Genomic DNA, 19720 nt, shown 5'->3' with positions numbered 1-19720 from the left:
ATGCGCCGTCTCCGCCTCACCCGCACAACCGCCGACGCGGCCGACCCGATCCTCCATGCGGGGGAGGCCACGATCGCGTCCGCATCGTCCATCCTCGAGCAGGTCGGTCGTTCGGTGCCGCAGCTCGCCGGTTTCCTCGCCGAGCCGGTCATCGCCGAGGACCGCAACACCATCGACTGGTACGCGACCATCTCCGGCACCGCGATCCCGCTGGTCCAACTGCAAGGCGGCGATCGCACCGCCGCCGACGAGCGGCTGCAATTCCGCCTCGGCCAGCTGCGCGCGCTCGCCGCCGCCACCGGCGATTCTCGGCAGAAGGCTCTGCTCGAAGCCGCGGCCCAATACCCGGGTGCCGACAGCGTTTACGTCGTCGGCCAGGAGCCGGTGCTGACCCAATGGGGCAGTCGCGCCCGCCGCGGTACCGCCGCCGTCGTGCCGCCGGCAATTCCGGCCACCACCAGCGCGGCCGTCGCAGCGGCACCGGCATCGCGATCCTGGTTGCTCCCGGCGCTGCTGGCTTTGCTGGTTCTGCTCGGGCTGCTCGGCTGGATGGGCTGGGTCCAGCGCGATAAGCTGGTCGCCTGGCTGATGCCGCCGGAAGCAGCGGCGCTCGACCCCGCGATCAGCATGGGCCTGGACCTGGTCAATCAGCTGGAAGCCGAGCGGCAGCGCGCGCTGGCCTTGCGCGAGCGGGTCAAGGCGCTGCGCCAGGAATTCGATACCAAGAAGCTGGCCTGCGCCGTGCCGCCGCCGGAACCGACGCCACCGCCGCCACCGGAGAAGAAGGTGGAAACGCCGCCGCCCGCGCCGAAGCCGGAGAAGAAGGTCGAGGTCCAGCCGAAGCCGGCGCCGCCGAAACCGGTCGAGCCGAAGCCGGTCACGCCCGCGCCGACACCGCCGCCGCAGGTCGCGACCGCGGCACCGCCGCCGCCGGAGCCCGCGCAGGCTTGCGACCAGGCGATCCAGGAGCGCAAGTCCTGGGATGCGCCGGAAGTCGTGTTCGTGATCGATGCCTCGGGCTCGATGCGGGAGGATGCGGGCGGCGAGACCCGGCTCGACGCGGCGAAATCGTCGGTCGCGGTCATCGCCGACAACCTGCCGGCCGATGTCGACACCGCGCTGGTGAAGTTCAACGGCTGCAACTCGATCGACAACGATTATTTCATCGACCGCGCCGCGCTGAAGCAGAAGGTCAACAGCCTGCAGGCGCAAGGCGGCACGCCGCTCGGCCGGTCGATGGAGCGCGCCGCCAATATCCTCAGCAAGAAGAAGCCGACGGTCATGGTGGTGGTGACCGACGGCGAGGATTCCTGCGGCGAGAAGGATCCTTGCGCGGTGGCCGCCGCGGCCAAGGCCAGCCATCCGAACATGACGATCAATGTCGTCGATGTCAGCGGAACCGGCGGCGGCGCCTGCATCGCCCAGAACGGCGGCGGCAAGGTCCTGCCCGCGCGCACGCCCGCCGAGATCAAGCAGGCGATGCAGCAGGCGACCTATCCGACGGCATTGCCGGCCGCGTGCAAAGGGAAACCCTAGACGATGTATTCCGGCCCGCTTCTCAAGTCAGGCAACCTGCGCGACTACACGCCGCTGGGCGAGATCGGACAGCCGGTCTATGCCGCGGCAGACCAGATCCGCACCGCGGTGCTGCATCAGATCGGCCGCGAGGCCGCCGACCTCTTCGCGGTGCCGAAATTCGATTCGGTGGGGCGCAACATCGACTGGTATGCGACCCAGGACGGCGACATCGTCCCCTGGGATGCCGCTTCGCCCGAGGAGCGCAACGCGGCGCGGCAGCGGCTGCTGGAGCTCAACGACCGCATCGAGGCGCATGCGCGCCGCATCGTCGCCGACCCACAGAGCAACGATCAGCTGGTATTCGGGCGCCTGCTGGCACTCTGTCCCTTCATCCCGGACAGCTCGCATATCTTCATCATCAAGGGCCAGCCGGTCCTCACTTTCTGGGGCTTCATCCCCGCCGGCGCCGATCCCAGCCGCCACCGCCTCGCCGATATCGTGAAGCAGGAGCCGGTGAAGCGCGCCGCCGCCGCGGCGCCGATCGCGCCGGCGGCGGTTGCCGCGGTCGCCGTGCCGGTCGCGGAGGGTGCAAGCTGGTGGCGCTGGCTCTGGTGGCTGCTGGGGCTGCTGCTTCTGCTGTTGATTCTGCTGATGGCGCTGCGCTCCTGCGATGTAATCGAGGCGCCGGTGCCTTATCTCAGCAACGAGGGCATCGTCTGGCCAAGCGAAACGCCGCCCGACAACAAGATCGTGACCGTCCCCGGCGGCACGGTCACCGGCACCGTCCCCGGCACCGGCACGATCGACGGCACCACCAACGGCACGGTCGTGGTGCCCGATGGCACCGTCGATCCGAACGCGCCGGTCCCGCCCGACGCGACTCTGCCCGACGGCACCGTCGATCCGAACGCGCCGAAGACCCCCGATCAGGGCGCCGAGCCGAACGCGGATCAGAGCACGCCACCCGACGCGCAGACGCCCGAAGATCAGCAGAACCCGGATCAACAGAACCCGGATCAACAGAACCCGGATCAACAGAACCCGGATCAGCAGAATCCGGACCAGCCGAAGACCGACGCGCAGACGCCGCCGGATGCGCCGTCCCCGGACCAGCAGAATCCGGACCAGCAGGCCGGCGCGCAACCGCCGATCAAGCCGATCGAGCTGCCGGCCGACGGCAGCGCCGCCAACGGTCCGGCCGATTTCATGCAGGGCCAGTGGCGTTCGCAGACCGGGCTCCGCGCTTCGGGCTCGAACGCGCCGGCGACCATCGGCTATCAATTCGACAAGCAAGGCAAGGGCACCACGACCTTGAAGCTCGGCAACGGCGTCACCTGCAGCGGCGCCTCGGCGGCGACCACGCAGAACGGCAAGCTGACGATCCAGGATCAGGGCGGCTTGAATTGCAGCGACGGCTCCAACTTCCAGGGCTCGACCGTCGAATGCAGCAAGGCCGCGGACGGCAAGACCCGTTGCGTAGGGCGCTACCCAAATGGGCAGACATACGACATATTGCTGGGGCAATAGGGGAAATCATGCCGAGCGCCCTTTCATCGCGACCCCGGATGTCGAGCGGAGACCGCCATGCTCGCTGAACTGACCAAGTTCGGCGAGGGCGTGATGCTGATCGCCGAGAGCGGTCTGCAGTTCCTCGACTTCGGCGTCGCCTTCGACCGGATCAACCGGGCGCCGCAGGTCGGTTTCGCGCGCGACGGCTCGGGCGCCCTGGTGCGGCTCGACTATGACGAGGCCGATGACAGCTATCGCTTGCCGGCCCAACATGGCGCCACGTTGACCGGTGCCCCGGCGGGCACGGTGCGCAGCCGCGAGAAGCCGATCATCCAGATTTCGATGGGCGATACCGTCGCCTTGCTGGATTCGACCTGGCTGCCGATTCCGATCCTGCGCGCGCGGCCCGGCCGCAGCTTCGATCTCGGCCCCACCAACTGGGCGCGGGCGCGGCTCACGAAACTCGCTTCACCCGATGAGGACGGCTTCACCCACCGCCTGACCGTGGCAATCGACACCGCGGTTCTGCCGGTGCCGGAGGACAAGGCGATCGGCTACCTGGCGCCGCATGGCAACGACATCGGTGCCGGCCAGCCCTTCATGCTGGCGGCCCGCGGCTTCGAGCCCTTGCCCTTCGTCGGCCTCGACTGGGTCTCGCGTTGGATCCGCGACGCCTATCGCCAGAATGCGGCGCGGCATCTGCGCTATGAATCCGAGGATATCGAGCGCGAGATCGGCCGCGGCTTCGACGTCGCGCATTACCTGACCTTCATCGGCCTGCTGGATCAGTTCTTCGAAATCCCGCGCATTACCTTGCTGCGCAACGAGGACGACCGCGCACACCCGACCATCGACGTGGACCTCGTGCTCGACGTCGGCAATTCGCGCACCTGCGGCATCCTGATCGAAGACCACGACCGCGAGGATTCCTCGCTGCACAACCGCTACGAACTCGCCTTGCGCGACCTCTCTGAGCCGCAGCTGGTCTATCGCGAGCCCTTCGAGAGCCGCCTGGAATTCAACCAGCCGACCTTCGGTTCGGAGAGTGCGTCGTCCTTGAGCGGCCGCGCCAATGCCTTCAGCTGGCCGACCATCGCCCGCGTCGGGCCGGAGGCGACCAAGCTCGCGGCGCAGCGCCGCGGCACCGAGGGCTCGACGGGTTTGAGCAGCCCGAAGCGTTATCTCTGGGACGAGGAGAGCTATCTCCACGGCTGGCGCTTCAACCAGTTCATGAGCGAAGAGCAGCGCGAGCGCCTCGCCACCGCCTATCCCTATTGCCAGTTCATCACCGAGGCCGGTGAACCTCTTTACGCGTTGGAGCCCAGCGACCCGCGCCGCATCCCGGTCTTCGACCCGCATTATTCGCGCAGCTCGCTGATGATGATCATGCTGAGCGAGGTGCTGCTGCAGGCGCTGTCGCAGATCAACAGCCCGATGCAGCGCATGCGCCAGGCGCAGTCCAACCTGCCGCGCCGCTTGCGCCGGATCGTGCTGACCGTGCCGCCGTCGATGCCGCTCCCGGAGCAGCGCATTCTGAAGCGCCGCATGGACGATGCGGTCGCCACCGTCTGGAAGGCGATGTCCTGGCACGACGAGACCGCGGCGCCCGACGACGAGAGCAGGCCGCCGAAGCTGCCCTTCCCCGAGATCATCATGAAATGGGACGAGGCGACCTGCGGCCAGGTGGTCTATCTCTTCTCGGAATGTGCCAACCATTTCGGCGGCGATCCGAAGCTCTTCTTCAAGACCATGCGCCGCCGCGACGTGGCGCCGAGCGGCGACGAGCGCCTGCGCATCGGCACCATCGACATCGGCGGCGGCACCACCGATCTGGTGGTCACCGACTACGTGCTGCTGCCGGCCGAAGGCAATGCGGTGAAGATCGAGCCGCGGCAGCTGTTCCGCGACGGCTTCAAGCTCGCCGGCGACGACATCGTGCTCGAGACCATCAAGTCGCAGCTCCTGCCGGCGATCGAATCCGCGCTCTCCGCCGCGGGCGCGACCGAGATCGAGTCTCTCATGTCGCAACTGATCGGCTCGGAGAACCTGAAGATCGAGGACCAGGTGCTGCGCCAGCAGTTCACCGCCCAGGTCCTGGTGCCGGCGGCGATCTCCCTGCTGCATCTCTACGAGAACTACGACCCGGTCGAGCGGGCGCCGGTGCGCAGCATGACCATCGAGGATTTGCTGCAGGGCCGCCGCCCGCAGGACCGCGCGCTCGCCTATTTCAACAAGGGCGCGCGCAAGAGCCTGCCGCATGGCGCTGCCTTCGACGTGATCAAGGTTCCGGTCGCGGTCGATCTCGACCGGCTGCACGCGATGTTCATCGGCAAGGACATCGACCTGAACGGCCCCTTGAGCTGGCTCTCGGAAGTGGTCGCGCGCTATGCCTGCGACGTGCTGCTTTTGACCGGCCGTCCCTCGCGCCTGCCCGGCGTGCAGGAGCTGGTGCGCTCCCTGATGCCGGTCTCGCCGGACCGCGTGGTGCCGCTGCACAATTACCGCGCCGGCGCCTGGTATCCATTCCACCGCCATGGCCGCATTCAGGACCCGAAGACCACGGCTGCGGTCGGGGCCATGCTTTGCGTGCTGGCCGAAGGCCGGCTGCCGAATTTCAGCCTGCTCTCGCAGAAATTCGATCTGAAATCGACCATGCGCTATTTCGGCCGCCTCGACGGCAACAACCTGATCCAGCCGGAGGACGTCTATTTCGCCGACATCGATCTCGACGATCCGGATTACCAGCTGCCGAACCGCGCCATCGTCATCTCCGGCCCGATGCGCCTCGGCTTCCGCCAGCTCTCGACGCCGTACTGGACCGCGGCGCCGCTCTATTCCCTGAGCTATCGCGAGGACGCCCGGGCCGAACTGCACAATCTCACTTTGCTGGTGACCTTGGAGCTCGACCGCAGCGGCGGCAACCGCCGCGCCAAGGCGGCGCGCGACCAGGGCCTGGAACGCTTCCGCATCGCGCGCGTTGCCGTGCGGGAAGCCGACGGCAGCGAGGGCCGCAGCATCGGCAAGGACCGGCTGCTGCTCCGCTTCAAGACGCTGAACAGCAATGTGCTCGAAGCCAATGATTACTGGCTCGACACCGGCTCGGTCCTGGTCTGAGGATTATTGGATGACCGACTCTCTCTCCAGCACCGGTACCGCTCTAGGGCAGGCGATCGGCGGCGCCATCGATTGGGTCCAAGATGCCCGCACCAATGCGAAATCCGTGGAGCGCGAGGCCGACCCGACCATCGAATCCTTGCGCCGCATCCGCAACAAGAGCCGCCGTCTGGCGAAAGCGGCGTCGCGGCCGCCGGCAATCGGCATCTTCGGCATCAGCCAGGCCGGCAAGTCCTTCCTGGTGGATTCGCTTTCCAAAGGCGAGAACGGCCGCGTCGAATCCATGTTCGGCAACACCCGCCTCGATTTCATGAAGCATGTGAACCCGCCCGGCGGCGGCAAGGAGGCGACCGGTCTCGTCACCCGCTTCACCCGCACCCGGTCGAAGGCGCCGGCCGATTTCCCGGTCGAGGTCGAGCTGGTGAGCGAGGCCGATCTCATCAAGATCCTCTGGAACTCCTACATCCGCGACTTCGACCAGGAGGCGATGACCGCCCGGGTCGAGGCCGAGAATATCGACGAGGTTCTGCGCCGCGTCGGCCCGCAGCGCCAGGCCGCGCCGGTGCCCGGCCTCACCGCCGACGACGTGGTCGACCTCATGGACTATTTCGACCGGCTCTCGCGCAAGACCAGCCAGAGCCTGCGCGGCGCCTATTGGCCGAACGCGATCGAGCTGGCGCCCAACCTGCTCCCGGCCGCGCGCGCCGATCTCTTCGGCCTGCTCTGGGGTGGCCTTGAGCAGCTTTCCGATCTGTATCGTGCGCTGCAGGCGGGCCTCGCCGAAGTCGACCACGCGCGCTCGCTGCATTGCGAGCTGGCGGCTCTGGTCGAGGGCGATGAGAGCGGCGAATTCTCGCAGGCCAAATGCATCAACAATGTCGACTGCCTGCGCCTGCTCGACGGCGACGGCGGCGACCTGGTGAAGGTTCGCCCGGTCCTGGAGGCGGGGCATGGAGTAGTCAAGCAGTTGCCGCGCGGCCTGTTGGCCGGCGTGACCGCCGAGCTGCGCTTCACCCTGACCGAGAAGCCGGTCGCCGCGGTGCTGGAGAGCACCGATCTCATCGACTTTCCCGGCTATCGCGGGCGGCTGAAGATCACCGATCCCAAGCGTGAGTTGCTCTCGGCGACCGAGGAGCGCGAGGACGGCTACCACGTCTCCGACATCTGGCTGCGCGGCAAGGTGTCCTATCTCTTCGAACGCTACACCGAGGACCAGGAGATGAACGCCCTGGTGCTCTGCGCGCCCTCGACCAAGCAGAGCGACGTGCAGGATATCGGCCCGGTGCTCGACGACTGGGTTCGCACCGTGCAGGGCGAGACACCGCAGATCCGCGCCCGCCGCCCCTCCGGCCTGCTGGTCGTCACCACCATGTGGGACCTCCGCCTGCTGCCGACCGCGAACGAGACGCCGGAGACCTTGCGGGTCGCCGGCGACGCGGTCATGCACATGACCTTCGAACGCTTCCGCACTTATGACTGGGTGCGCGACTGGGACGGCCGCCCGTTCCGCAATCTGTTCCTGACGCGCAAGCCGCGGGTCGAGAGCCTGCTGTTCGGCATGCGGGACGGGCACGAGACCGGGGTGGTGACGTCGCAGCTCGGGCGCCTGGCGCAGATCCGCGATTATTTTCTGGCGGGCGACGAAGTGCTGAAGCATGTCGCCGAGCCGGCCGATGCCTGGGACGCGATGCTGGCACCGAATGACGGCGGCGTCGGTCGGATCGTGAAATACCTGGAATCGATCGGGATCGGCAAGCTGAAGACCCAGCGCCTGCAGGAGCAGCTGCTGTCATTGGTCACCGAGACCCGCGCCAAGCTCGAGATCTTCCATGTCGGCATCGGCGGCGAGGAATTGGAGACCAAGCGCAAGCGCGCCGAATGGCTGGTCGGCGCCATCGCCGACAACGAGCCGCCGCGCTTCGCCGAATTGCTGGACGTGCTGCTGCTGGACGCCGAGCAGATGCGCTCCTGCTATCTCAGCATCGACACCCGCGGCGGCCTGACCAACGGCAAGAGCGCCACCGGCTCGCTGCGCGACCTCCTGAAGAGCAAGGGCGCCTCGGCGGCGCCGGCGCCGAGCAACCGCGCGCGCCACTTCGCCGACGTGGTGATCGCCGCCTGGGTCAACCAGCTCCGCGACCTGCCGCACAACGAGAAGCAGCTGCGGCACGTGCGCCTGCAGGCGGAAGCCGCGCGGGTCATCGTCGAGGAGATGATCGCCGGCGCGTTGCGCACCAGGCTGCCCGACCAGATCGCGCAAGCCTGTTCCGCGACCGAGATGAGCGCCACCCGCCGCCGCGCCCAGGTCGCCGAGGAGCAGGTGCTGATTGCGCGCCAGGAACTGGCGACCTTCACCAGCTATCTTGGCGCGCTCAACCGGCCGCGACCGATGAACCTGGTGGTCGGCAACCGCCGCATCTTCGAAACCCAGAAGGCGCCGATCGCGCTGCCGGAGCTCGACGAAGCCGACCATGGCGCCCACGCCCTGCTGCTGATGTCCGACTGGCTGACCGCCTTGCATGACCTCGTGATCGAGAATGCCGGCTTCTCCGAGGGCTCCGAGCTCTCGCCGGCCCAGGCGCGCACCCTCGCAGCCATCGTCGCCGCCGTCGACGTGCAGGCGCGCGCGCTGGTCCAATGAGCGGGGCTCAGTGAATGGCGATGCGCGCTGAACTGATCGGCCAGGATCCCGGCCGCGCGCAGCTTCGGCTGCACGGCCTGGCGGCGGACGCGGGGAGTCTCCGCCTGCAGATCCGCCGCAACCAGGGACCCGACACCTATCTCGGCAGCGAAGGCCGCTGGCAGAGCTCGCCGGATTTCTGGTTCTCCGTCTCCGCATCCAGCCGCACGCCGACCGCCGACGGCATCGACATCGCCGTCGGCCCGGAGATCGTCGATCCGATCGCCGCCGCGCTCGCCGGCAACGCCTTCCAGGTCACGGTCGAGACAGCCGCCGGCAGCTCCAGCGCCACCATCGTCATCCCGCAGCAGCCGATCCTGCTCGCCTCCGGCGCCGCCGGCGCGCCGCAGCGCCGCGCGCCGGAACCGGAACCGGCGCCCGCGCCGCCGCCCCCACCGGAGCCCGAACCCACGCCACCGCCGCCGCGGTCGACTCTCACAGCCGATCCGGATCGCGCGCCGGTCGAGCGATCGTCAGGCAGCCGCTTCGGCCTCATCTTGGTGATCCTGATCGTCGTCCTGGCGCTGGCGGTGGCCGGCTGGTTCTTCCGCGACAAGCTGCTCGGCGCGACGGAAGAGGCGCCGCCGGCCGCACCCGACGCCCCCGCGCAAAGCGAACTGGAGCAGATCAAGACCTTCCTTGCCGCCAATCCCAACGCGCCGGAACGCCTGGCCAAGGCGCGCGAAACCTTGGCCGCCTGCCAGCTCAACTGGGCCTCGGTGCTGTACCGGGATCTCGGCCAGGCCGGCGATGCGGAGGCGGCGCTGGCGATGGGCCGCTTCTACGATCCCGTGGACCCGGTCTGTCCCGAGGTTGGCGCGCCGAACCGCACCGTGAGCTCCGACACCGCCGCCTTCTGGTACCGCAAGGCGATCGACGCCAGGTCGGTCGAGGCGATGCGCCGCCTGGGCGCGATGCTGGTTGCGCCCGGCAAGGACGCCCCCAAATACCAGGAGGGCATCGACCTCCTGAAGCAGGCGGCGCAACAGGGCGATGCCGATGCCGCGGCGAAACTGAAGGAGTTGGGTCCATGATGCTGCGCAGCCTCGCGCTCATTTTCGCGGCCCTGCTGCTGGTCGCACCGGCATCGGCGGCCGACAAGAAGCCGCTGCTGATGGAGGGCAAGAAGACGCTCTACCAGCGCGTCCTGGCCCAGCCCGACGCAAAGCTCTTCTCCAAGCCCGGCGCCGCCGACGGCAAGCCGGTTCCGGCGATGAGCATCTATTATGTCTATGCCCGCCAGGATGTGGGCGGCGCGCCCTGGCTGGAGGTGGGCCCCGCCGCCGACGGCAAGACGCTCGGCTGGATCCCGGCGACCAGCGCGCTCGATTGGAAGCAGCAGATCGTCCTCACCTTCACCAATCCTTCCAACCGCGATCCCGCGCTGATGTTCGACAGCGCGGAGAATCTGGAAAAGGTGCTGAACGCCGACGATCCCGGTGCCGCCGCGGCCGAACTCCGCAAGACCATCGCCGGCGGCAATCTGCCGGCCGACTTCCCGGTGATCGCCACCGAGCCCAACACATACATCGACTTCACCAAGCAGTTCTACCTGCTGCCGATCCTGGATTCGCGCGAGCAGATGACGCAGACCGGCGCGCAGACCATCGAGCTGCAGCTGGCCTCGCTGCCCGCCGTCGCTGTCGATGCGCAGCAGCCGGCCGCGCCCAGCGAAGCCGAGATGCTGCAGAACTTCACCGCCGGCGTGGTCTTCGTCATCGATTCCACCAAGTCGATGGGCCCCTACATCGACCGCACCCGCGAGGCGGTCGAGAAGCTCTACGAGGACATCAGCGGCAAGGCGGTCAGCAGCAAGGTCGCCTTCGGCCTGGTCGCCTTTCGCGCCGGCGGGAACGAGGCGGGGATCGACTACACGTCGAAAGTCTTCGTCGATCCGAATAAGGCGACCGACAAGGCCGCCTTCATGAACGCGGTGAAGGACCTCTCCGCCGCCACGGTCTCGACCCCGCGCTTCGACGAGGATTCGCTGGCCGGCGTGATGAGTGCGCTCAAGGAGATCGACTGGTCGCGCTTTGGCGCCCGCTACATCGTGCTGATCACCGATGCCGGACCCTTGGGCGGCAACGATCCCATCTCCTCGACCAAGATGAATGCCGACCAGGTCCGCCTCTACGCCAAGGACCAGGGCGCCGCGATCTACACCTTGCATCTCCTGACGCCGGCGGGTGCCAAGGATCACGCGGGGGCGAAGTCGCAATACGAGATCCTCAGCACCTATCCCGGCGTCACCAAGCCGCTCTACTACCCGATCGCCGAAGGCAGCGTGGACAAGCTCGGCACCGCGGTCGAGCTGCTGGCCGACGCGGTGGTGAAGCAGATCGAGGAGGCGTCCTCCGGCAAGACCACGATCGGCGCCGATCCCGCGGCCCAGGCCAAGAGCGACATCGAGGCCGATACCGCCGCGGTCGGCCATGCGATGCGGCTTGCCTATCTCGGTCGCGCCGCCAAAACCACCGCGCCGAAGCTGGTCCAGTCCTGGATGATCGACCGCGACTTCGCCAAGCCTTCGATCGCCACCGTGGACGTCCGCGTGCTGCTGACCAAGGCGCAGCTGAGCGACCTGCAGCAGACCCTGAAGGGCGTGCTCGACGCCGCCCATGAGAAGCAGTTCGACCCGGCCGGCTTCTACGACGCGGTGAAATCGGTCGCCGCTGCGCTCGGCCGCGATCCGGCGAAGCTGCAGGACCCGAAGGCGACAAGTTTGAGCCAGATGGGCCTGCTCGGCGAATATGTCGAAGGCCTGCCCTACAAGAGCGCCGTGCTCAACATCGACGCCGACACCTGGAAATCCTGGCCGATCGCCCAGCAGAACTATTTCCTCGACGAGCTCGAGCGAAAGCTGGCGCTCTACAAGGCCTATAATGAGGATGTCAGCCGCTGGGTGACCTTGACACCGGGCGCGCCGGCCAGCGAGCAGGTCTATCCGGTGCCGCTCGACGCGCTGCCGTAAAATGGCGGAACCGGTCCTCGTCATCGCCGGCCTGGAGATGCAGCGCGGCACCGGCGATTCCAAATTCCGCATGGTGGTCGACCGCCTCGAGCTTGAGAGCGGGCAGCCGGTCCTGCTGACCGGCGAGAACGGCTCCGGCAAGAGCTCGCTGCTCGACGTGATCGGCCTGGTGCTGCGGCCGACACGGACGGCGCAATTCGCCTATCACCCCAGCAGCGGCGAGGCGATCGACCTCGCCTCCCTGCTGGCCGACGCGGATGATGCCGCGCTGACCGACATCCGCTGCTCGGAGATCGGTTATATGCCGCAGACCGGCGGCCTCGTCCCCTTCCTCTCGGTGCAGGACAACATCGAACTGCCGGCGATCCTCTGCGGCCGGCTCGATCCCCCCTTCATCGACCAGCTCTGCAACGCGCTGGAGATCACGCCGATCCTGCTCGCGCTCAAGCCCCAGGCGCTCTCGATCGGCCAGCGCCAGCGGGTTTGTCTGGCGCGTGCCTTCGCCCATCGCCCGCGGCTGCTGCTGGCCGACGAGCCGACCGCCTCGCTCGACACCGTCAGCGCCGCCGTCGTCTCCGAGATGCTGGTGGAGGTGGCGCCGAAATACGGCATCACCCCGGTCATCGCCACCCATGACCCGCGCCTGACCGAGAAGACCGGCACGCGCCGCATCACCCTCCAGGCCAAGCCCGTCGGCCCAAGCGAGGTCGAATGTCGAATCGCCGCCGCAGCCTGACGCCCGGCGCCGGTCGCCGGCTGGCCCAGGTCGCGACCCTCGCGGCCAAGGGCCTGTGGTTCCACCGCCGGCTCTCGCTCTACCAGACGATCGGGCTCGCGGCGGTGCTGGTGCCGCTGCTGCTGATCGCCGGCCTGAAGAACGGCTTCATCGAAGGCATGCTGGCGCAGCTTCGCGCCGACCCGCGCAATCTCGAAGTCATCATCGTCGGCAATCGCGACCTCGACGGCGGCTGGTTCAAGACCATCGCCGGCAGCCCCGCCTTGGGCTTCATTGTGCCGAACACGCGCTCGCTCTCGGCGACCATCGCGCTCGCCAACGAACAAGGCGGCATGATCGGCGACGTGCAGATGATCCCGACCGCGCCGGGCGATCCGCTGCTGTCCGATCTGCCGGTCCCGACTGAGGATGACGCCGTGATCCTCTCCGAAGCCACGGCGCGCAAGCTCGGCGTCAAGGCCGGCGACACCGTCCGCGCCGCCGTGCAGCGCCGGATCGACGGCGCCGATCAGGCCTCGGTCCGCTCGCTCCTGGTCCAGGCGCTCGCGCCGGAGAGCCTCGCCACCGGCGACTTCGCCTTCGTCAGCCTGCGCCTGCTGGTGCTGAGCGAGGACTACCGCGACGGCGTCGTCGACGGCATCAACGCGCCTGGTCCCGACACCGCCGCGTTGCAGGCCCGCGCCTACGCCTCGGCCCGGCTCTATGCCCGCGACCTCGACCAGGTCGAAGCCCTCGCCGCCGCGGTCGAGGCGACCGGTGTCTCGGTGCGGATGCGCAGCCAGCAGATCGCCGTGGTGCGCACGCTGGACCACGGCCTCAACTGGGTCGCCGGCATCATCGTGCTGCTCGGCATGGTCGGCGTCGCCTGCTCGATCGCGGTCAGCCAGTGGCTCGGCGTCGAACGGCGGCGCCGCGAGATCAGCGTGCTCAGGCTGATCGGACTCACCAAGGCAAATGCGCTGCTGATGCTGGTGGCCGAAGCGCTGGTGGTCGCCGCCTGCGCTTTCGTCCTCGCCGGCATCCTCTTCCTCATCCTTTCGCCGCTGGCCGATAGGTTGATCGCCGCGGTCGAGATCATCGACGGGCCGATCTGCCGCCTGGCGCCCGGCCAGTTCCTCCTGCTCTTCTTCGTCACCGCCATCGCCGGCGGGCTCGGCGCCCTGATCGGCGGGGCGCGGGTCCTCGGCATCGAACCTGCAGAGTGTCTTCGTGAAGCTTGAACGCGCAGCCGCCCTTGTGCTGGCGGCAACCTTGAGCAACGGCGCCCTGGCGGCGGACGCGCCCTGGCCGGCGAAGCTGGCGAACCCCAATCCCCTGGGCGACGACGTCGTGCTGCCGATGCCCTGCGGCGGCGCCATGGCCTTCCGCAAGATCGCGGTGCCCGGCGGCGGCCTGCTGGACGACTACCAGATGACCATCGGCGGCGCCGATCCCACCTATGCCTATTCCGAATATTCCCGCGCCGGCGCGATCGACGGCCCCTTCTCCGACAAATCGTCCAGCCGCTATTACCTGCTGGCGAAATACGAAACCACGCAGATGCAGTTCGACGCGCTGATGAAGCCGGCCTGCCCCAAGGCTGAGATCAGGGGCCGCCTGCCGGTCACCGGCGTGACCCGGCTGGAGGCGGAGCAATTCGCCGATGCCTATTCGGTCTGGCTGCTCGCCCATGCCAAGGACCAGCTGCCCGCGGTCGGCCGAGAGGTCGCCTTCGCGCGGCTGCCGACCGAGGTCGAATGGGAGTTCGCGGCGCGCGGCGGCATCGCGGTGGCGCCGCCGGAATTCGAGGAGCCGGTCTTCCCGATGCCCGAGGGCATGGCGCAATACGTCGCCTATGCCGGGCCCGAATCGGCCAACGGCAAGCTGCAGGTCACCGGCCTCTTGAAGCCCAACCCGCTCGGCCTCTACGACATGCTCGGCAATGCCGAGGAATTCGTCGCCGATCTCTACCAGCTCGACCGGGTGAAGCGGCTGCATGGCCGCGCCGGCGGCGACGTGGTGAAGGGCGGCAGCTATTTGACGCCAAAGGAAGCGATCCGCTCCGCCTATCGGGTCGAATACCCGCCCTACACCGCCGAAGGCCCGCGCCGCTCCAAGGCGACCGGCTTTCGCATCGTCGTAACCGCGCCGGTGCTGACCGACGATGAGGCGGTGGAGGATGCGCGAAACGCCTGGGAGAAGCTGGGGAAATCGATCGCGCCGGAATCCAGCACGCCGCTCGCCGACCCGCTGGACGAGATCAAGGCCCTGACCCGGATGGCCGACGACGCGGCCATGAAGGCGCGGCTGGAGACCTTGGCCGGCACGGTGAAGGAGCAGATGACCCGGGTCGAAGAGCAGCGCGCCAAGGCGGCGCAGGCGCTGATTCACCAGGGCGCCTGGCTCGGCGCCCTGATCCGGCACGATCACGAATATTTGGTCGTCCTGGAGGACCAGTTGTCCAGGCGCAAGAAGGATCAACCGCAGGATTCCGCCCGGGTCGCCGTGGCACAGGCAAGCGTGGACGACCAGAAGAAGCGGATTGACTCTAATTTAACGCTTTACGGGTCGCTGATCATACAACTGCGTGACTATGATCAAAACCTCTTGAAGGGCCAGGCTGAGGCGCTCGGGGGCGAGTTGACTCAGCGCGGGGCGTCCTATTTGAATCCCTTCAGCCAAGAGTTGCTTGCGGCCATCCAAAAATACCGGTCGGACAACACGGTCCGATCCGAAGAATGGCTCAAGGGAATCGTCGGCGTTCGGGCCCAATAGCGGGCCTTGCGGGTCAGGATTGCGGGAGTGAGATGAGAGTTCCAGCACCAGCGCGCGGCATCTTGCTGGCCGCGGCCTGCATCACCGCCTTCCAGGGTGGTGGCTGCGCGTGGAGCAGTGGCGGCCCGCCGCCGGGCTACGATCCCAACCGCGGCGCCGGCGCGAAGACGGCCAACGTCCAGCCCGGCAACTTCGGCTCGGTGGTGAAGTCGGGCGGCGTCGCCGCCTGCATGAACATCAACGAAGACCAGGTGCCGGTGAATTATTTCGAGACCGTCGGCGTGGCGACGGCGGCCGGCGCGGTGCTGCTGGCGCTGCTCGGCGCCGCGGCGGGTGCGATGATGTCCAACAATGCCGGCCGCGGTGCCGCCACCGGTGCCGTGATCGGCGGCGTGGCGGGCGGTGCGCTGGGTGCCGCCTCCGGCGTGCAGACCGCCGAGCAGAAGAAATATTACGCCGTGCAGCTCGCGCGCTACGACTGCCAGCTCGAGGCGGCGCGGAACGAGAATGCCAAGCTGAAGGCCTCCGGCGAAGCGCTGCAGGCCTCGGTCGATACCCTGAGCCGCCAGCTCGACCAGCTCGAGGACGACTACGCCAACAAGCGGATCACCAAGGCCCAGGCGCAGAAGGAGCTGGCCGCCATCGACGCCGACTCCGCCGCGCTGAAGACCCGCATGACCTCGATGAAGGCGAACAGCGAGCAGTACCAGCAGATGGCCTCCGACACCCAGCAGATGGCCCAGGGCACCCGCCGCAAGATCGACGAGGCGCGGGTCGATGCGCTCGACCAGCAGATCGCCGACATGCGCGACCAGAACGAGGAGCTGGAGCGCGAATACGACAAGCTGGTGGAGCGCCGGAAGGCCGTGGTCCTGCAATGAGCGGAAAGGTATTGCGCGTCGCCGGCGGAATCCTGCCGGTCCTGCTGCTCGGTTTGGTCGGCATGGGAGCCACGGGCTGCTCCTCCTCCTGCACCGGCGATCCGCGCACCGACAATTACTTCTGCGCGCAGCGGAACATGGGCGCCTATCAGAACCAGGTGAACCAGAAGCAGCAGGCGACCGAGAACCTGCAGGACGAGAACGTGCAGCTGCAGCGCCAGAACCAGGATCTCGCGGCGCAGCAGCAGGGCTTGAACCAGCAGATCGACAAAATCTCCGGCGAGCTGAGAAACCTCGACACCGAGCTCAACGGCATGAACGCGCGGATCCAGAAGGCGCGGTCCAACAACCAGGTCGACCAGCAGCGCCTCAACCAGGCCCAGCGCGAGCTGCAACGGGTGCAGGACCAGACCAAGCTGGCCCAGACCGATACCGGCGGCGCCATGGCCGAGCGGCAGGCCGAGCTCGACCGGCTGAAGAAGCGCACCAAGGAACTCGAAGCCGACATCGACGCGATCCTGCAGGCGCATTAGTGGGCTTCGACGGGCTCGCCTGGCTCAACCCGCCTCTCGCCGAGACGCGTGCCGATAACGCCCTCACGGTCATGACCCGCGGCGCCACCGACTTCTGGCAGCAGACCTTCTACGGTTTCCGCCGGCACAGCGGACATTTCCTCCATCGCACCGTCACCGGCGACTTCACGGCCTCGGTCAAGTTCACCGGCCGCTACGAGGCGCTCTACGACCAGGCCGGCCTGATGCTGCGCGCCGACGAGAGTCACTGGGCGAAGACCGGCATCGAATACACCGACGGCGAGCGTCATCTCTCGGTCGTGGTGACCAACGAATTCTCCGACTGGTCGGTGCTGCCCTATCGCCATGCCCGCGACGAAGTCTCGATCCGCGTGACCCGCCATGGCGAGGCGATCCGCATCCAGTTCGAGGATCCCGGAACCGGGCAATGGCAGATGCTGCGCCTCGCCTATCTCAAGCCGGCGGCGGAATTGCAGGTCGGCGTGATGTGCTGCTCGCCGGAACGCGAGGGCTTCGAGGTCACCTTTCGGGATTTCGAGATCGGTCCGCCGATCGACCGGGCGTTGCACGCCTGAAGTAAGTCGCTGATTCAAAGCGCTTTTTAAAAAACGGCTCCATCTTGTATTCTTGCTTTGTTCCCAATTCTTGACTCAGGCACGGGTGAGAACACATGATGAACAAATGCCCCAACATGGAACACCTGAGCGCCAACCCATCGCGGCCAACCAGAACCACCTCGCTGACGCCCCGTCGGCGCGGGTAAAGCCGCTGGCGCTCGGCGCGCTGCGGGATCAGGTGGCGCGGCTGGAGCGGCTCGGCGCCACTACCAGCCAGGCCCGCCACCCGCTCCGGCCGGTCGTCCTGGGGCTCCCGGAGCTGGACCGGCATCTCCCCTGGGGCGGCCTGCCGCGGGCGGCCTTGCATGAAGTGGCGGGCGAGGGCGCCGACCGGGAGGAGGGGGCCGCGGCCGCCGGCTTCGCCGCACTCTGGCTCGCGCGGCTGCAGGATGCGGGACCGGCGCTCTGGATCGTCCGCGCGGGCAGCCGCGCCGCGATCGATCTCCACGCCCACGGTCTTCATCAACAACGGCTCGACCCGAAGCGCCTGATCCTGGTCGCCGCCAGGCGCGACGACGAAGCCTTGTGGGCGATGGAGGAAGGCCTGAAGGCGCAGTGCCTCGGCGCGGTGCTGGGCGAGGTCGAGAAGCTGGATCTGACCGCGAGCCGCCGCCTGCAACTGGCGGCGGAAACCAGCGGCGTCACCGCTTTCGCGCTGCGGCGCTGGCGCCTGATGGAACGCGCGGCGCGCGATGCCGCACAGCCGATCGCCGCGGTCACCCGCTGGCGCGTGACCGCGCTCCCCAGCGCGCAGGAAATCTGCTGGCAGGTCGATCTCGCGCGCTGTCGCGGCGGCCGCCCCAACACCTGGATCATGGAGAAGGCACATGGATCGGATGAATTCCGGACCCGCTCGCAGCGGAACGCGCCGCTATCTGGCGATCTGGCTCCGCTTCTGGGCGGCCGACCGCTGGCGGCGGGCACAGGAAACTGATCGACCTTTCGTCCTCGTCGAGACCGTCGGCCCGCGCCGCGAAGTGCGCGCCGCCGATCCCCGCGCCATCGCCTGCGGCATCGCGCCCGGCCAAGGCGTCGCCGATGCCCAGGCGCTGGTGCCCGATCTCCTGGTCCTGCCGGCCGATCCCGCCGGCGATCTCGCGGCGCTGCATAAGCTCGCCGAATGGGCGACGCGCTTCTCGCCTTTGGTGGCACCCGATCCCAACGACGGGCTGATGCTCGACATCACCGGCTGCGCCCATCTCTGGGGGAGCGAGGAGAAGTTATTGGCGGACGCGCTGCAGCGCCTGCGCAGTCATGGCTTCGACGTTGTCGGCGCCATCGCCGGCACGATCGGCGCGGCCTGGGCCGCCGCGCGCTTCAGCCAGTCCAGGCAGGGCACGATCATCCCGGCCGGTGCCGTCTCCGGCGCGCTGGACGGCTTGCCGGTGCAGGCTTTGCGCATCGACGCCGCGACCGTCGACGGGCTGCAACGCCTGGGCCTCAGGAAGATCGGCGATCTCTATCCGATGAAGCGCGCCGGCCTGGCGCAGCGCTTCGGCACCAAGCTGATCACGCGTCTGGACCAGGCGCTCGGTTGTGCCGCCGAGACGCTGTCGCCGCTGCTGCCGCCGCCCGAGCACCGGATCGGCCTCGGCTTCGCCGAGCCGATCTCGGCGCCGGAATCGCTCCGCCGCGTCGCCGAGATCCTGGTCGAGCGGCTGGCGCGCGAACTCGCCGGGCACCAGCGCGGCGCGCGCAGCCTCAAGCTCTCCGCCTATCGTCTCGACGGCGTCGTCTCCGCGCTCACGATCGGCACCGCGCGGGCCAGCGCCGAACCGCGCCATCTCTTTCATCTCATCGCCGAGAAGCTGGAGCGGATCGATCCCGGCCCCGGCATCGAATTCATGAGCCTCGCCGCCGAGCGCACCGAGGTGGCGACCGCGCTGCAAGCGGGCATGATCGATATGGACGAGACCGCGGTCTCCGCCGCCGATCTCGCGCCCTTGATGGACCGCCTTGCCAACCGCCTCGGTGCCGAACGTCTCGCGCGCCCAATGCCTGTGGAGAGTCATGTGCCGGAACGCGCGATAAAGATGGTGGCACCGCTTGAGGGTCAGAAGAAGGTGCAATGGCCAAAGCTGCCGCCGCGGCCCACCCGCCTGCTGCCGAACCCGGAGCCGATCGAGGTGATGGCGCCGGTGCCGGACGATCCGCCGATCACCTTCCATTGGCGCCGGATTCGGCATCGCGTGGTCTGGGCCGAGGGCCCGGAGCGCGTGGCGCCCGAATGGTGGCGTCCCGCCAGTGCAGACGCGAATGAAAGTCTGGAGACCCGCGACTATTACCGCGTCCAGGACGAGACCGGCGGTCGCTACTGGCTCTACCGCGCCGGTCTCTATCAGAGCGGCAAGCAGCCACGCTGGTTCCTGCACGGTGTCTTCGCGTAAACGCGCGGGGTCTTCGCGCC

At 68.0% G+C, this 19720-nt stretch carries 14 protein-coding genes; all 14 read left to right on the top strand.

The window, feature by feature from the left end:
- The 14 genes from ACYQ4T_RS26115 to ACYQ4T_RS26050 all read left to right on the top strand — a co-directional run bounded on the left by ACYQ4T_RS26115 (position 1) and on the right by ACYQ4T_RS26050 (position 19700).
- Positions 1–1536 (top strand): vWA domain-containing protein, encoded by a 1536-nt coding sequence (locus ACYQ4T_RS26115; RefSeq protein ID WP_459859567.1) that lies wholly within the window; start codon positions 1–3, stop codon positions 1534–1536.
- Positions 1537–1539: 3 nt separating this feature from the next.
- Positions 1540–3045: an SrfA family protein gene (locus ACYQ4T_RS26110; RefSeq protein ID WP_459859566.1), complete on the top strand. Its 1506-nt coding sequence runs from the start codon at positions 1540–1542 to the stop codon at positions 3043–3045.
- A 57-nt stretch (positions 3046–3102) separates the two neighbouring features.
- Complete coding sequence (locus tag ACYQ4T_RS26105) at positions 3103–6141, top strand: virulence factor SrfB (RefSeq protein ID WP_459859565.1); 3039 nt, start codon at positions 3103–3105, stop codon at positions 6139–6141.
- 10 nt (positions 6142–6151) lie between these two features.
- Positions 6152–8782 (top strand): virulence factor SrfC family protein, encoded by a 2631-nt coding sequence (locus ACYQ4T_RS26100; RefSeq protein WP_459859564.1) that lies wholly within the window; start codon positions 6152–6154, stop codon positions 8780–8782.
- Positions 8783–8796: 14 nt separating this feature from the next.
- On the top strand, positions 8797–9855 hold the full coding sequence (locus ACYQ4T_RS26095) for a hypothetical protein (protein WP_459859563.1): 1059 nt from the start codon (positions 8797–8799) through the stop codon (positions 9853–9855).
- Entirely contained in the window at positions 9852–11792 is a 1941-nt protein-coding gene (locus ACYQ4T_RS26090) for a vWA domain-containing protein (protein ID WP_459859562.1), read from the top strand. The genes ACYQ4T_RS26095 and ACYQ4T_RS26090 overlap by 4 nt, the downstream gene beginning before the upstream one ends.
- 1 nt (position 11793) lies before the next feature.
- Positions 11794–12528: an ABC transporter ATP-binding protein gene (locus tag ACYQ4T_RS26085; protein ID WP_459859561.1), complete on the top strand. Its 735-nt coding sequence runs from the start codon at positions 11794–11796 to the stop codon at positions 12526–12528.
- Positions 12504–13748, top strand: coding sequence for an ABC transporter permease (locus tag ACYQ4T_RS26080; RefSeq protein ID WP_459859560.1), 1245 nt, complete (start codon positions 12504–12506; stop codon positions 13746–13748). The genes ACYQ4T_RS26085 and ACYQ4T_RS26080 overlap by 25 nt, the downstream gene beginning before the upstream one ends.
- Positions 13738–15282, top strand: coding sequence for a formylglycine-generating enzyme family protein (locus ACYQ4T_RS26075; RefSeq protein ID WP_459859558.1), 1545 nt, complete (start codon positions 13738–13740; stop codon positions 15280–15282). The genes ACYQ4T_RS26080 and ACYQ4T_RS26075 overlap by 11 nt, the downstream gene beginning before the upstream one ends.
- 32 nt (positions 15283–15314) lie before the next feature.
- Entirely contained in the window at positions 15315–16163 is an 849-nt protein-coding gene (locus tag ACYQ4T_RS26070; RefSeq protein WP_459859557.1) for a hypothetical protein, read from the top strand.
- On the top strand, positions 16160–16696 hold the full coding sequence (locus ACYQ4T_RS26065; RefSeq protein WP_459859556.1) for a hypothetical protein: 537 nt from the start codon (positions 16160–16162) through the stop codon (positions 16694–16696). Before ACYQ4T_RS26070 ends, ACYQ4T_RS26065 begins: the two co-directional genes overlap by 4 nt.
- Positions 16696–17271, top strand: coding sequence for a DUF1349 domain-containing protein (locus tag ACYQ4T_RS26060; RefSeq protein WP_459859555.1), 576 nt, complete (start codon positions 16696–16698; stop codon positions 17269–17271). The genes ACYQ4T_RS26065 and ACYQ4T_RS26060 overlap by 1 nt, the downstream gene beginning before the upstream one ends.
- Before the next feature lie 106 nt (positions 17272–17377).
- Positions 17378–18247 carry an ImuA family protein gene (locus ACYQ4T_RS26055; protein WP_459859554.1) on the top strand — a complete coding sequence of 290 codons (870 nt, stop codon included), beginning with the start codon at positions 17378–17380 and terminating at the stop codon, positions 18245–18247.
- A complete protein-coding gene (locus ACYQ4T_RS26050; protein ID WP_459859553.1) occupies positions 18141–19700 on the top strand; it encodes a Y-family DNA polymerase in 1560 nt (519 codons plus the stop codon). The genes ACYQ4T_RS26055 and ACYQ4T_RS26050 overlap by 107 nt, the downstream gene beginning before the upstream one ends.
- The last annotated feature ends 20 nt before the right edge of the window (positions 19701–19720 follow it).

The organism is Dongia sp. agr-C8 (assembly GCF_054658695.1).
The sequence above is the reverse complement of the archived record's forward strand: the minus strand, read 5'-3'. Positions and strand labels throughout refer to the sequence as shown.

Coding starts and splice junctions, on each gene's coding strand:
- ACYQ4T_RS26080 (WP_459859560.1), top strand. CDS start 12,504: ATGTCGAATCGCCGCCGCAGCCTGACGCCCGGCGCCGGTCGCCGGCTG.
- ACYQ4T_RS26110 (WP_459859566.1), top strand. CDS start 1,540: ATGTATTCCGGCCCGCTTCTCAAGTCAGGCAACCTGCGCGACTACACG.
- ACYQ4T_RS26070 (WP_459859557.1), top strand. CDS start 15,315: ATGAGAGTTCCAGCACCAGCGCGCGGCATCTTGCTGGCCGCGGCCTGC.
- ACYQ4T_RS26100 (WP_459859564.1), top strand. CDS start 6,152: ATGACCGACTCTCTCTCCAGCACCGGTACCGCTCTAGGGCAGGCGATC.
- ACYQ4T_RS26095 (WP_459859563.1), top strand. CDS start 8,797: ATGGCGATGCGCGCTGAACTGATCGGCCAGGATCCCGGCCGCGCGCAG.
- ACYQ4T_RS26085 (WP_459859561.1), top strand. CDS start 11,794: ATGGCGGAACCGGTCCTCGTCATCGCCGGCCTGGAGATGCAGCGCGGC.
- ACYQ4T_RS26055 (WP_459859554.1), top strand. CDS start 17,378: ATGCCCCAACATGGAACACCTGAGCGCCAACCCATCGCGGCCAACCAG.
- ACYQ4T_RS26090 (WP_459859562.1), top strand. CDS start 9,852: ATGATGCTGCGCAGCCTCGCGCTCATTTTCGCGGCCCTGCTGCTGGTC.
- ACYQ4T_RS26050 (WP_459859553.1), top strand. CDS start 18,141: ATGGATCGGATGAATTCCGGACCCGCTCGCAGCGGAACGCGCCGCTAT.
- ACYQ4T_RS26115 (WP_459859567.1), top strand. CDS start 1: ATGCGCCGTCTCCGCCTCACCCGCACAACCGCCGACGCGGCCGACCCG.
- ACYQ4T_RS26065 (WP_459859556.1), top strand. CDS start 16,160: ATGAGCGGAAAGGTATTGCGCGTCGCCGGCGGAATCCTGCCGGTCCTG.
- ACYQ4T_RS26105 (WP_459859565.1), top strand. CDS start 3,103: ATGCTCGCTGAACTGACCAAGTTCGGCGAGGGCGTGATGCTGATCGCC.